This window comes from Stenotrophomonas sp. 01N47, from assembly GCF_056399165.1.
On sequence record NZ_JBFTQU010000025.1, the window covers coordinates 1 to 674 of the forward strand.

Consider the following 674-nt stretch of genomic DNA (forward strand, 5'->3'; position numbering starts at 1 on the left):
TCGACCATCCAGGGCGGCGGCAACGTCAACCTGACCAGTACCACGGGCGACATCCACGTAGTGCAGGGCAACCTGAGCGCAGGCAACACACTCAGCCTGGATTCTGCCGGCGACATCCTGCTGGAAGCGGGCAAGGCGCACGTGGCAGACCGTAGCAAGAGCAGCAATGCCGGCGCCGAAGTGGGCGTTGGCGTGGTGGTGGGCGCGCAGACGGGCGTCTATGTGTATGCCGAAGCCAGCGTGGGCAGCAGCAAGTCGAACTCGGACAGCAACACCTGGCAGAACACCACGCTGACCGGCCAAAACATCTCGCTGAAGGCCGAGGGTGACACCACGTTGCGTGGCGCGACCGCCACGGCCGACCGCATCGACGTCAAGACCGGCGGCACGCTGACGATCGAATCGCTGCAGGACATTGCCGAGAGCATGTCCAGGAACAGCCAGGTGGGTGGGCGCGTGCAGGTGGCCTTCGGTAATGCGTGGAATGCCGATGGCTACGCCAGCGCAGGCAAGGCAGAGGGCAGCTACCAGGGCGTGGGCCAGCAGAGTGGCTTGTTTGCCGGCAACGGTGGCTATCACGTGGATGCTGGACACGTGAACCTGATTGGCGGCGCGATTGCCAGCACCAACGCGGCCAACAGTGAACTGACCGCACAGACGCTGACCTTCAGCGA

1 protein-coding gene is annotated in these 674 nt (G+C 64.4%); it reads left to right on the forward strand.

Translation table 11 applies throughout. The features are described from left to right. Nucleotides 1-674 (forward strand): hemagglutinin repeat-containing protein (locus tag AC1DKR_RS21005; protein ID WP_478035059.1); only part of this gene is annotated, 674 nt, incomplete at both ends.